Here is a 13,133-nt window from a genome sequence, read left to right on the forward strand (position 1 = left end):
TGATTTGGGTGATTTGAGGGATTGAAGGGTACTCGGCACCTTTCAATCCTTCAAGAACACTTTCAATCCTTCAAGAACAATTATTGAGCAAGCCTTTGCCCACATTTGGATGAGTTCGTAGATAGTCTTGGAGCCGATCGCACCCTCTCCGAAACAGCTTATCCTCATTCAAATCCCAGTAGCGAAATCCTGTAGCTTCGCTAGCGCTGAAGATCGTTTTGCCATCTGCGCTAAAGCTGAGGCTAAGAACGGGATCAGATTGTCCGATGAGAGTCTTGATCAAGGCGCCTGTTTCGGCATTCCAGAGCTTGAGGGCATGGTCTGCACCCCCAGATGCTAGAGTGGCACTATCAGGACTGTAGGCGAGGCTGGTTACACCATTTTGGTGCCCCGTGAGCGTCTGTAGCAGCGTGCCGTCCTGAACCCGCCAGAGTTTAATGGTGTTGTCCCAGCTTGCAGAGGCTAGGGTATTGCCATCAGGGCTAAAGGCGATCGCTGTTACTGCCAAACTATGTCCGGTGAGCGTCTGTAGCAGCGTGCCATCGATTCGCCACAGCTTGACGGTGTTGCTGTATCCGCCGATCGCCAGAATTCTGCCGTCGGGGCTAAAGGCAACGCTGCTGGCGCTGTCAGGTGCGGTGCTAAAGCTGCTAATCATCCGACCATCCGTTAGGTTCCACAACTTCAGCGTCTGGTCATCGCTGCCGGAAATGACCAGATTGTCGATCGGGCTAAAGCCGAGACTGTTGATGCGGGCTTTGTGTCCTATAAGCGATCGCACCAGTTCCCCAGTTTTAGCATCCCAAAGTTTAATCGTTGGATCATCGCCACCAGAGGCTAGGAGGCTGCCATCCGGACTGTAGACCAGAGCCGAAATGGATGTTTTATGTCCTTCCCAAGACTTAATCAACTGAAGTTTATCTTGATCCCAAACGCGAATGGTGCCATCCCAACCCGCTAGAGCAAAGGTGCGGGCACTAAGGCTTAAGGCATAGGCACTATCCGTCGGCGGCTGAAGCGATCGAATGTCCCACGATCGCACAGTTTTATCAGCGCCACCCGAAAATACGGTGTTGCCGTCTGAACTAAAGCGGGCAGTCAACACGGCGCTGCTATGCCCTTTGAGCGCCTGAATGAATGCCCCATCGCGGACGCGCCACAGCCGCAGCGTTGCGTCTCCACTGGCAGACAAAAGAGACTTGCCATCGGGACTAAAGGCGATAGAACTAACGGGGGTACGGTGTCCCTCCAGGATTTGAGCCGTGCCACTGGCTGAAGCTCCTTGAGCCAGATTTCCTTTCGTTAAATCCCAGAGCATTAGGGCAGCATTGCCATCGGGTAGCGCCGGATCTCCTGCGGCAGCAAGGCTCTTGCCATCTGGACTAAAAGCGATGCCGTAAATTGCCGCAGGACGACTTGCCAAACTGCGAATCATCTGAGACTTGACAATATCCCAAAGCTTAACGGCATTGTCTTCCCCTGCTGATGCCAAAGTGCGGCTGTCGGGGCTAAAGGCGATCGCATTGACCTGACCCTGATGCCCGGTCAGCGTTCGCAGCAGCCTTCCGCTCTTAGCATTCCAAATTTTTGCCGTGCCATCATGCCCCCCAGCCGCCAAAAATGCGCCATTTGGACTAAAGACAAGGCTGCTAATCTGGTCAGGCACGTCTATCCTGAGCCGCACCTTGCCGTCTGCTACGTTCCACAGGGCGATCGCCGAAGTCTCCCCTTCAAGACTGGCAGTCACGACCGTTTGTCCATCTGGGCTAAATTCTACAGCTCGCACCCGCCCCGAAGTTTGCCAAGTGCCAAGGGACGTTCCATCCAATCGCCAAAGCCGCACCGTGGTATCATCACTGCCTGAAGCAATCATCTGACCGTCTGGACTAACGCTGAGGCTGTTCACCGACTGGGTATGCCCCTCCAGCCGATTTTGCTCCTGGGTTGCTTCAATAGACTGTTCTAAAGTGGCGATCGTCTGGGTTGTTATGTCTGCTGCACCGCCCATGAAGCCTAGCTGCTGCATTTGCTGGGTTGCCTCAAGGGCAGTTGTCAGCGACTCTAGCGATCGGTTGCTCAAAAGCTGCGACTCTGACAAGGCGTTCAGGGTTTTGATCTCGCGGATCAAGGACTGCTGCCGTTGCAGGTAGGCAAAAATTCCTAGCCCCAATGCCGCAGCTCCCAGAATGCTCGCGAGGGCGATTGTTCGTTTTGCCTGTTTGAGCTGCTTTTGAGCCTGACGTTCGGCAGATTGACGTTTCTCTAAACCTGCTTCAATAAACTGCTGCACCTCTGGAGATAGAGTCTGGGTAGGATTGGCATAAATTTCTTCAGCCGCATCTAGCCGGATGCCGTGCAAGAGGGACTCTGGCTGCTGACCGCTGTGCCGCCACTGATCCATAGCCCGCTTAATCTGGCGCTGCGATCGCCCTCTGGCGCGGCTCACCTCCAGCCATTCGCGCAGAGTAGACCACTGCCCAATCAAAATTTCGTGAACCATTTCGATTGAGGTCGTTGGCAGTGACAGAGCCGCAATATCTGATTTAGGAGCAAAGGGATTAAGGCTCTCAGAATCGGCATATCTTGGCTCAGTGCTGTTCAGATCCATAAAATCTGCGTTGGGCATCACTGGGTTAGCTGCATCTACTGCATCTGTTGCCACAGCCACCAGCCTAGCGGCGATTAAGGCTTGCAAGGTGCGATCAATCAGTGCTGTTGAATACTTTTCAACGATCAGATCGGACTTGATGACGCGACGGCAAGTGTCTTCGGTGCCCTCGCCTAACTGCGTCAGCGACAGAAAAATCCATTGAGCGCAGTCTTGAGCCTCTGGATCAAGGCTGTCATAAACTGCCTGAGCCTTGCGGTCTAGTGCGCCTTTTAATCCTCCAATCTGTTGGTATGCCTGAAGAGTCAGTTCGCCTGCAACATGCTGGTTTGCAATACGCTTGTCTGCAATACACAACTCCCAGAGTTGTTCTAAAACAAACTCTAGCAATGGCAAACTTCTAGTGCCGTGGAGATCCTGCAACAGTATCTCCACGAGTTCCAGCTGCACGGTTAGCCCAACCTTCTCAGCAGGACGCAGAATCACCTGGCGATAGTCGGCTTCATGCAGCACCGAAGGAACCAGCAGATTAGAACCCTGAAGCTGCTTTGCTAGAGCCGGATATTCCAAACAGAGCGCTATAAAATCGCTGCGGAGGGTCAGGATCAGCTTGAAGCGATCGCTAGCATGTTCCAATCCGCCCAACACCAGATCTAGAAATCTTTGCCGCTCTGCCGCAGAAGCTAGGGTAAAAAGCTCCTCAAACTGATCGATGATCAGCACCGTTACTGGCTCAGGACAGGAGCGCAGCCAGTGAACAAAGCCTTCAGATCCCTGATTCAGCATTCCTTCTAGCTGGAGCTGATGATACTGGCGATCGGCTTCTGTATTTCCCTCCGCAAGACACTGAATCAGAGCCTCTACAGGATGCGCTCCTGGACGCAGGCTGCCCATCCACCAGGCATCGCTCCCTGGCACCCGCTTGCCTTGGCGCAACTCTGCCATCAGCCCTGCCATCACCACGGAAGACTTGCCGCTGCCAGAAGCCCCCACTACCGCCAGAAACGATCGCTCGGTCGCTTTAATCAATTGCTGAATCAGCAGTTCTCGACCAAAAAAGAAAGCTGCATCTTCTTCCGCAAAGGCTCTCAAACCCATGTAAGGGCAGATCCCCCAATCAAATTCTGCGGAGTCTTGCCGCAGCTCCATGAGGTTAGGCAGCACTTCGATTACCCGATCGCCCGATAGCCAAAGATGCGGAGCGATCGCGTTACCTACCAGCGTTGCCTCAATTTGGGCGATCCACCCTGCGCAGGGCAATCCGGTCTGGGGATCGGCTGCCATTAGCGTCTCTAGCAACACGCTGGCAAAAGTATCAGGATAGGTGAGAGGTGATGCTGCCGCAATCACACATTGACCGATGCGCTGACCCGCCTCAATCTGTAAATCTTCTACCCATTCGCCCAAATCTGTTGCGCCGGGGCAATCCAAAATCACGATTTGGTGGGGAATGGGCGATCGCCGCAACATCTGCCGCAACCAAGAGCGGCTAATCTCTACCCCATCTTTTAGCAATAGCCGCGCTTCCCCGGTTTCCGTATGGGCAACGCGTCCCCGCAGATAGAGCAGCACGATCGCATCTTCTAGCCCTTCACTGATTTGTGGACTCAGCGATCTGCTCGATTGATCGCCTGCCAGTTTGCTCACTTGCAGCCCTGCGACGATTGCATCTTTTACCTTTGCCCAGCCCGTCTTAGACTGAGGAAAGTAGCGCAGCTCAAAGCCCCCTTGCGATCGCAAAACCTTGCTCATTGACAGCGTTACCGCGCTGCCACCCAGCCCCTCAATCATAAAAGCCTGCCGGGGGTGCCGCAGAGGAGCCACCTCTGGCTTAAAACCCACAATCAGCCTGCCGCCCCCTTTGCCAATCCGCTTTGGCGTCTGGAGCGGGTATTCTGGCTGAAGCTGAGTTTCGCCCCGACTCCGCTTTTGCTGATTGACTAATCGCAACTGCTGATTGGTCTGATCGACATAGTGCAAGGTCTGATAGTAGACATACTCATACAGGGCATTGACCCCAATCACGCCTTGCTCGTCTGCCGCTCCGCCCAGCAGCCCTCGCATCAAAAAATAGGTAAATACGCCATGCCCTAGCTCCGGGAATTTCCAAGATTGCTGTTCCTGGTCGCAAGAGAGTAAGGCATAAAAGCCTTCGTTTTGTGCCGATCGCTGCTGCAATAGCTCCACGATTTGCGAAGTCGGGTTGACTAGGGGCACCCTGCCCCTATCTTGTTCTGGATGCGATCGGGAAGCCTTGCCGTCAGGCTCACCATGACTGACTATGCCGCCGTGACAGACATCTAGCCACACCCACTGCTGATGAGCCGGACATTGATTCAGTAAAATCAGCAGAGCCTGAACGCTAAGCCCTGTTTCAGCTAAAGCCTCTTGACGGGTGTTGGCAAGGCACAGCACCGCCTGATGACTATCAGGATCAAGAATGCCATGACCCGCAAAGTAGAACAGCACCGTATCTTGCGGTTTTGCCTCTGCCACGATCTGCTTAAGGCTATCCTGGACGGTTTGCAGATCAGGAGGCTGGACTAATGGCTGTAGACGCTGTTCTCGCGAGTGCTGCTCAAATGCGTCGTGATAGAGCCACACCGCTTTTTTGGGAAAAGTTTGCGTTGCTAAGGCGATCGCCTCGCCCAACCCCCGACAGTCCAACGCTGGATAGGACAAGTCTGAAAAGTACGGTTCCTGATACTGATTGACCCCGACCAGCAAAACCCACAGCTTGGCTTCTCCCGTTTCCAGGGCACAACTGACGCGGCTGGTTCTGATGTTGGCTGGATTCATGATTTTAGCCTAACGCTGCTCTTGGGTGGCGGGGTGTTGTTGATTTCATGTATGAATTTTTTTTGAAAGGGGCGCAAAGTGACCCTTTCAAAAAAAATTCATACCCAGATTAAGCAATTCCGGTTGCGGCAATGCCGCTTCAGATCTCAACGGCGGGGTCGCCCCAGCGTCGTGATGTATAAAACCGCTTCATCGATCGGGATGCCTAACACCTCATTCACCTCATCATCAAAAAATCCGGCAATGCCGCTCACCCCCAAGCCTAACCGAATTGCCGCTAGATTCAGCCGCTGCCCTAAATGCCCTGCATCCATATGCAAATAGCGATAGACGCGATCGCCATACTGCAATGTGGCTCTGTTCAAATCCGCCGTGTGGAACAGCACCACCCCTGCATCGCGTCCCAGATTTTGCCCTAGGCACAGCCGATGCAGCTCCTGCCGAAAGTTTTTGAACCGAATTTGCCGCAGCTCTTGGGCTTTGGGCGCGTAGTAGTAGCAGCCTTCCTCCAGACCATCAACCCCTGAAACTGCAATAAAAGTCTCTATTAGGCTCAGATCAAAATAGTCAGGGGCAGGGTCAAGACCCTGTTCTACATAGTTTTGCGGCTGGTAGGTGAAGTCTAACAGCGTTTTGAGTTCATCCAGGCTCAGGCTTGCCCCGCTCAGAGCACGGGTCGATCGCCGCTTTAAAATTGTGCTGGCCAGCTCCGCTAAATTCTCTCCCCACGGCGCAGGAACAGCATGATTCATCGAAACTTTTAGGCAAAAAGGAAAGTTATACTGGTCTGCCTGACTCGTCGTTGCCACTTGGAGGGTCTGCTTCTCAATCAGCTTTTTCAGCGAAGGCGCATCTTGGGTGGCAGGAATTTGCGTCGCCTTATGAAAATAGGGCAATAGCTCACCATCGGGCAGCTTGGGATAGGTCATTTGACGAACTGACGGCAGACAGGTAGGAGCCAACGGCAGATTTTCGCGGATATTGAGGCGATCGGCAAGGGCTAGCACGGCGATCGCCCCTTCCTGCTCAGGATCGAGGTAGAGCATCCGATTCACGGTTTCATCCATAAATCCGCCAATTAAGTGGGGGCGATAGTCGTTGATGGCGCTTGCCAGCTCAATGTTGCCCAACAAATGTCCCGTGTCTAGGAACATCCGACGATAAGCGCGATCCTGGTATTTCCAGACTGATCGATGGAATAGAGTGGTGACAACGATCGCGAGTTGGGTTTGATCTAGAGTAGGGTGCCAAAAGCAGGCATCTTGCAAGGTTGACCACACCTCGCTATCCCAAAAGCGGAGCAGAGAATGGCTTTGAGCCTGATAGCTGTAGAGTCCTGCGGCTAAGAGAGGCGTACCTCTAGAAATTAAGTAAATTTCGGCAGGATAAAGCGCGCCCGCCGAAGGAGAGGCGCGTAGATAAATCATCTCACCGCTCATGCGGGTCGCCATCTTAACCGTGAGTCCATAGCTGTGGAACAGCAGCCGTGAAAGTCGCCGCCAGCTCTGATCTTCAGCAAGGCGACTCCCCGCAGCTTCATCAACATGAACGGATTTATCCGGCTTATCGGTTAAATAGGGCTTTAAATCGAAAGCTGCACCGATCTTATATTCCTTGAAAGGACTGGGCTGCTTTGACCAATCTAGATCGATGTCTTTAAGAGTAGCCGGATGATATTTCGTGCGTTTGTGATAGTGCTGCGCGATTGAAACAGGTCGGTCTGCCATAGGGAACTCTACACGGAAGGCTAGATACGGAAGGCTAGGCGGTTCGTCACTACTCTGATCTTGCCACACGCAAATCTTTAGACTTTCTTCAAATCACAATTTTGCTTGTGAAGTGAGTTCTCTATGTCTTTTCTCTTCAGGTCTCTTCAGGACAAACGTTTAACTGGAATTTGCAGTTCTACAACGACAGCATCAAAATCAAGCTGGGGATTACATTCCCACTGATCCTGAACCTGTTCAAACTCGCGCCCAAATAAATGAATTTCTCGGTAGGCTCCGTCCGCAGAGTAACCGTTTTCACCCATCCAAGTGAATAATTCGATTAACCCTTGTCCGATATCGCTGAGTTTGCCATAGCGAGTGAGACTAGCCATCGTTTGAACTAGGGGTAATTCATAAAAATACACTTGTTCCTTCAGGGGATACAGGGCAGACGGAACTGCTGCTGGATCGATCGCTACCGCCATTTCCATATCAATATCCTTTTCTGTATATTCAGCATTGTGATAGATTGCCATTTCTGGCTCACCTGCTTTGATACGATGCTGATTGAGCCAGGTATAGACCTCTGCATACATCTTCCCCCGATACGGAAGTATGGCTGTTACGGTAGGAACAATTTGGCGAGTTGCCGCAACGACTTTCGGTTCCACTCGCTTCAGTACGACTTCGTAGTCCGCTAATTTACCTTCGCGCTCAATTTGTCTGAGCCGTGCCTCAACCCGCGTCAATTTCGTCATTCCCTCTTGAAGCTGTTGCTCGATTTCAGCTTGCCTAACTGTCAACATTGCGCGCAATTCAAGTAGGGTTAGGTCGCTGTCTAGCAAGTCTTTAATTTGATTGAGGGAGAACCCTAAATCCTTGAGGGCTAAAACGCGATTGAGCCGAGGCAGTTGATCGACTGAGTAGTAGCGGTAGTCCGTGAAGCGATCGACTTCTATGGGCTTCAGCAAGCTCAATTCCTCGTAATACCGCAAGGTTCGGACTGACACTTGGGCTAATCGTGAAAAATCGCCAATTCTGAGCATAAGCAAGCCCCTGGAATGAGAACGAAAAGTCTTGCCGCGATCAAGTTGACTCTAACGTTACGTCAGACTGCATAGTTTGACCTGTAGAACAATTTGAGCATAACCGCTATGGTTCACAGGCAAGAAAACTTCTCTTTTCAGTCTAAGAAATCTCTCTACCGCACCGCAGGATGGGCGCTAATTCTTGAAAGTCTGCTGCTTTTTGTGCCTATGGCTATTCTCGGCAGCGCGATTAACTGGCCTCAAAGTCTAGGTGATCCGGCTGAGGTAATGCTGCCGCTTCTGGCGCAAAAAGCCGCCACTGTTCGGCTGGGTTACTTTGTTTATCTGATCTACTCAATTCTCTTTTGGCTAGTTGCCCTGTCAACTGCTCGGATTGTCAGCAACGAGGAGCCGCAGTCCATTGGGCTTCGCCTTGCCACCGGGTTTGGTCTGGCTTCGACGATCGCCCGTTGTTTAGGCATCATTCGTTGGTTAGTGCCGATGCCCGCTCTGGCAACGCTCTATGTGAATCCTGCAACCTCTCCTCAGACCCGTGAGGCGATCGCGGTCGTCTATCGCGTCCTTAACGACTATGCCGGGTCGATTGGCGAAGTGCTGGGAGTCAGCCTATTTGCCGCTCTGTGGCTGGCGATCGTGTCGTTCAGCATTCTGCGAACTCGTCTCTTACCCCGATGGCTAGGATTCTTGGGGCTAGTGTCGGCAACGCTTCTAGTCATCCAACTGGCTGAGCTGTTTGGAGTTGACCTGGGTGCCTTCATTACGGTTTCAGTGAGTGTTTTACAGCTGTGGTTTTTGGCGGCTGGCATTGCGATATTGCGGCAGTTTCATCGCGTCTAATCGCTTCACATTCTCCTATTCATCCTCTTATTTCCTAACGCGAGAGAATTCATGAAATCAGAACTCCATGTCATTTTTGGGACAGGATCATTGGCACAGGCTGTAATGCGCGAACTGTTGACGCATGATGTCCGCATTCGGATGGTTAATCGCAGCGGTCAGGCTGCTGTACCTGAGTCGGTTGAGGTTGTTGCTGCCGATGGTTACGACCTGCAAAGCACTGGCAAGGCGATGCAAGGGGCAGCCGTGGTCTACCAATGTGCGCAACCTGCCTATACCCAGTGGCAAGCCTTATTTCCAAAGCTGCAAGCCAGCATTATGCAGGCGGCGGCAGTCAACGGTGCCAAGCTGATTGTTGGCGATAACCTCTACATGTATGGGGCGGTAGATTGCCCGATGCACGAAGCCTTACCTAATGCGGCAACGACCCGCAAAGGGCGCACCCGCGCTCAGATGGCAGAAGCGCTCCTATCTGCACATCAGCAGGGATTGGTACGTGTGGCGATCGCCCGTGGCTCAGATTTTTATGGCCCTGGCGTGTTGGGTTCCGTGATGGGCGATCGCGTCTTTCCGGCAGTGCTGGCGGGCAAAACGGCTGCTGCGGTGGGCAACCTGGATCTACCCCATACGTACACCTTTATTGACGACTTTGGCAAAGCGCTGGTTGCTTTGGCGGAGCGAGAAGAAGCCTTAGGGCAAATCTGGCATGTTCCCAATGCTGAAACCGTCACAACTCGCCAATTCCTCACCCTTGCGTTTGAAGAAGCTGGACATTCGCCTAAAATGGACGGCATGGGAAAATTCATGATGCGTCTCGCTGGGGTGTTCATTCCCGAAGCCCGCGAAACAGTTGAGATGATGTATGAGTTTGAACAGCCTTTTGTCGTCGATCACACCAAATATGTTGAGGCGTTTGGCAATCATGCAACGCCGCTCCGCACCGCGATTCGGGGAACATTAGAGTGGTACCGTAAGCAAGGCAAATAGCATCTATGCGAACAACCTTTGATCGAGATTGGAAGCCTCTGCTGTCGATCGCCCTGATTTCGGTTGGGGTAGGGGCGATCGCCTCTCTACAATTCCCCCAAATTCAGCGCTTGGCAAACCGGAGTCAAACGGTTTCTGCCGAAAAAATTCGCCAGGAAGTTGAGGTCGAGCGGGCACGTCTCAATCTGGTGAAAAGTCTTCCGAGCTTCGGCTTCAATAATTTGCTTGCCGACTGGTCTTTTCTGAGCTTTCTCCAATACTTTGGCGATGAGCCGGCTCGCACCAAGACAGACTATAGCCTCAGTCCTGACTATTTTGAGGTCATTCTGAGCCGCGATCCTTATTTTCTAAATACCTACACGTTTGCATCTACCAGCATCTCTCTTTATGCTGGGATGCCCGAAAAATCCGTGGTGTTGATGCAGCAGGGTTTGCAATCCCTCAAGCCCAACGTGCCCCCTGGCTCTTACTACGCTTGGCGGCAGCTCGGCATCGATCAACTGCTGTTTCTAGGAGATGCCCAAGCAGCTCGACAGTCGTTTGCAACGGCAGCAACTTGGGCGCGACTCTCCTCCCTGCCCGGAAGTGCAGACGTTGCGGATAGCTCTCAGCAAACGGTCGATTTTCTGACTCGAAATCCTAACAGCAAAACAGCTCAGGTGTCGGCATGGACAATGATTCTCAGCACTGCTCCCGACGATCGCACTCAGAAGATGGCGATCGACCGAATTGAGGCTCTGGGCAGCAAGGTCGTCAAAACCCCTGACGGCACCTACAGCATTCAGGCACCTGAAAAAGACTAGAGATTGCCAAAATCCGCTAAAATCAGGGCAATTAAGCTGAGCAATACAGTCGTTCAGTCCACCTACAGGCTAGAAATATGGCAGTCAAAAAAGGAGACGTGGTTCGGGCAATTCGAGAGCAGCTTGAGAATAGCCTGGAGGCAAAAGCCAGTGACGTGCGGTTCCCTCCCTATATTTTTGAGACCAAAGGCGAAGTGCTGGAGGCCAAGGGTGATTACGTTTTAGTTAAGTTTGGTTACGTTCCAACCCCCAATTTTTGGCTTAAAGCCGATCAATTGGAAAAGGTTGGTTAATTTTTGCCGGATTCTCACTGTGTTGAGGGCAAGATTTGAATTCCTACGCAGATTTTGACCCTTTCAAGCCATGACTTCAACGTTTCCGTCTCACCGTTCAACTCGCGTTTCAATCATCGGTTCTGGAAATGTGGGTGGGGCACTGGCTCAGCGTATTGCTGAAAAAAACTTGGCAGATGTGGTTCTGCTGGATGTCTTACCGGGTCGTCCACAGGGCATTGCTCTCGATCTGATGCAGTCTAGCGGCATTGAGGGGCACGGTCGCAAGATTATGGGCACCTGTGACTATGCTGACACCCATGACTCAGATATTGTCGTGCTCACGGCAGGCTTGCCTCGTAAACCCGGTATGAGTCGGGATGACCTATTGCGAACCAATGCTGAGATCGTCACCCAAGCGGCAAAGCAAGCGATCGCCCATTCTCCCGAAGCCCTGATTATTGTGGTGACCAATCCCCTCGATCCCATGACCTATCTCGCCTGGAAAGCCAGCGGTTTGCCCCCAGAACGAGTTATGGGCATGGCGGGTATTCTCGATTCTGCCCGATTTCAAACCTTTATTGCCCTAGAGATGGGCATTTCCCCGACCGATATTCGTGCCATGGTGCTGGGGAGTCACGGTGATTTGATGGTGCCCCTACCCCGCTACTCTACGGTCAGCGGGGTGCCCATCACAGAGCTGTTGTCCTCAGAGGCGATCGCACGAGTGGTCGATCGCACCCGCAAGGGTGGAGCTGAAGTCGTAGAGCTACTGAAAACAGGGGGAGCCTACTATGCGCCTGCTTCCTCCACCTGCCTCATGGTGGAGGCTATCTTGCGTAACCAGCCGCGTTTGCTGCCTGTTGCCGCCTACCTGCAAGGGCAATATGGACTGCGGGACTTGTATATTGGAGTGCCCGTCAAGCTAGGCTGTGGCGGCATTGAGGAAATCTGTGAGCTAGAGCTAACTGCGGAGGAAACGTCAGCGCTGCATCAATCGGCGGCGGCGGTGCGTTCTAGTCTCGACGCTGCGTTGTTGATTTAATGCGTTGTTGATTTAATGCGTTGTCGATTTAATAACCTCTCTTGCTGCATACCCTCAATCCATCTGCTGGCTTGCTCATTAAAACAACCTTTTTAAAAATGGAATTCCTCATAAAGCTACTTGATCATTTGCGGTGATTGGTTATGATAGAAATGTAAAGTCAATCACATACATTGCTTAATCAGGATTTCTGATGCGGCGGTGGGCTTACATGGAAGGAGCTATCCAGGTGATAGATTATATTGAAAGAGCGCTTGAAAGACTGAAGGATTGGGCTGGTCGGCTCATTGAAGCCTTGCTCGGTCCTGATGCTCAACCTGAACCCGTTCCAGTTCCTGTACGCAATGACGAACGCCGCAGATCCTAGAGCTTCCAGCCTTGTATGGGACACAAGCGCTTCTCTGGCAGGATAATTTAGGTTGCAGCTGCAGTCTTCTAGTCTAGCCAAGAAGCTTTTAGCGGCTTTATATCCGCTTACAGGCAAGTCGCAGTTCGCACCGGAAAATACGTGAGTTGATTACTAGGTCTTCGGGGTTGTTTTAAATTGCTAAGCATTTTGGTGTTGCATGGGCCAAATCTGAATATGCTGGGCAGGCGCGAACCGGAAGTCTACGGTCGTCAAACTCTTGAAGGTATTAATCAGATTCTTGAGCAGCAAGCCGCTTCTCTTCAAGTCAACCTCTCGGCTCTTCAGTCCAATCATGAAGGAGCTTTAGTTGACTCCATCCATGCAGCTTTGGGGCAGCATCAGGGAATACTGATCAATCCTGGAGCTTATACCCATACCAGTGTTGCGATTAGAGATGCGATCGCCGCAGTCGCATTGCCCACGGTTGAAGTTCACCTCAGCAATATTTATCAGCGTGAGCCTTTTCGCCACCATTCCTATATTGCTCCGGTTGCGATCGGTCAGGTTAGCGGTTTTGGTGCAGAGAGCTATCGTTTGGGTCTAGAGGCTTTGGTGAGCTATTTACGTCAGGCTAAGAATTGATCAAGCTAAATAGATTGGGGCTACTCAAGCTGA

10 protein-coding genes are annotated in these 13,133 nt (G+C 52.1%); 7 read left to right on the forward strand and 3 right to left on the reverse strand.

The genetic code is table 11. The features are described 5' to 3' along the window. Positions 1–70 precede the first annotated feature (70 nt). From AC5JMP_RS05890 to AC5JMP_RS05900, 3 genes are all read right to left on the reverse strand, one after another. Entirely contained in the window at positions 71–5,407 is a 5,337-nt protein-coding gene (locus AC5JMP_RS05890; RefSeq protein WP_495850512.1) for an nSTAND1 domain-containing NTPase, read from the reverse strand. Positions 5,408–5,553: 146 nt separating this feature from the next. Then, a complete protein-coding gene (locus tag AC5JMP_RS05895) occupies positions 5,554–7,134 on the reverse strand; it encodes a SagB/ThcOx family dehydrogenase (RefSeq protein ID WP_495850513.1) in 1,581 nt (526 codons plus the stop codon). Between the two features lie 146 nt (positions 7,135–7,280). Continuing rightward, complete coding sequence (locus AC5JMP_RS05900) at positions 7,281–8,162, reverse strand: MerR family transcriptional regulator (protein WP_495850514.1); 882 nt, start codon at positions 8,160–8,162, stop codon at positions 7,281–7,283. Between the two features lie 108 nt (positions 8,163–8,270). Here AC5JMP_RS05900 and AC5JMP_RS05905 point away from each other — a divergent pair, with 108 nt between their 5' ends. The 7 genes from AC5JMP_RS05905 (at position 8,271) to aroQ (ending at position 13,100) form a co-directional block, all read left to right on the forward strand. Further along, positions 8,271–9,002: a DUF4386 domain-containing protein gene (locus AC5JMP_RS05905; protein ID WP_495850515.1), complete on the forward strand. Its 732-nt coding sequence runs from the start codon at positions 8,271–8,273 to the stop codon at positions 9,000–9,002. A 51-nt stretch (positions 9,003–9,053) separates the two neighbouring features. Further along, entirely contained in the window at positions 9,054–9,989 is a 936-nt protein-coding gene (locus AC5JMP_RS05910; protein WP_495850516.1) for an SDR family oxidoreductase, read from the forward strand. A gap of 5 nt (positions 9,990–9,994) precedes the next feature. Further along, positions 9,995–10,792, forward strand: coding sequence for a hypothetical protein (locus tag AC5JMP_RS05915; protein ID WP_495850517.1), 798 nt, complete (start codon positions 9,995–9,997; stop codon positions 10,790–10,792). Between the two features lie 77 nt (positions 10,793–10,869). Further along, on the forward strand, positions 10,870–11,085 hold the full coding sequence (locus AC5JMP_RS05920) for an NAD(P)H-quinone oxidoreductase subunit O (protein ID WP_495850518.1): 216 nt from the start codon (positions 10,870–10,872) through the stop codon (positions 11,083–11,085). 70 nt (positions 11,086–11,155) lie between these two features. Next, positions 11,156–12,109 (forward strand): malate dehydrogenase, encoded by a 954-nt coding sequence (mdh, locus tag AC5JMP_RS05925; RefSeq protein ID WP_495850519.1) that lies wholly within the window; start codon positions 11,156–11,158, stop codon positions 12,107–12,109. A gap of 193 nt (positions 12,110–12,302) precedes the next feature. Beyond that, the gene (locus tag AC5JMP_RS05930; RefSeq protein WP_495850520.1) at positions 12,303–12,476 is read left to right on the forward strand and encodes a hypothetical protein; all 174 of its coding nucleotides are present in this window, start codon (positions 12,303–12,305) and stop codon (positions 12,474–12,476) included. A gap of 177 nt (positions 12,477–12,653) precedes the next feature. Beyond that, positions 12,654–13,100 carry a type II 3-dehydroquinate dehydratase gene (aroQ, locus tag AC5JMP_RS05935; protein WP_495850521.1) on the forward strand — a complete coding sequence of 149 codons (447 nt, stop codon included), beginning with the start codon at positions 12,654–12,656 and terminating at the stop codon, positions 13,098–13,100. The last annotated feature ends 33 nt before the right edge of the window (positions 13,101–13,133 follow it).

This window comes from Drouetiella sp. (genome assembly GCF_059504425.1).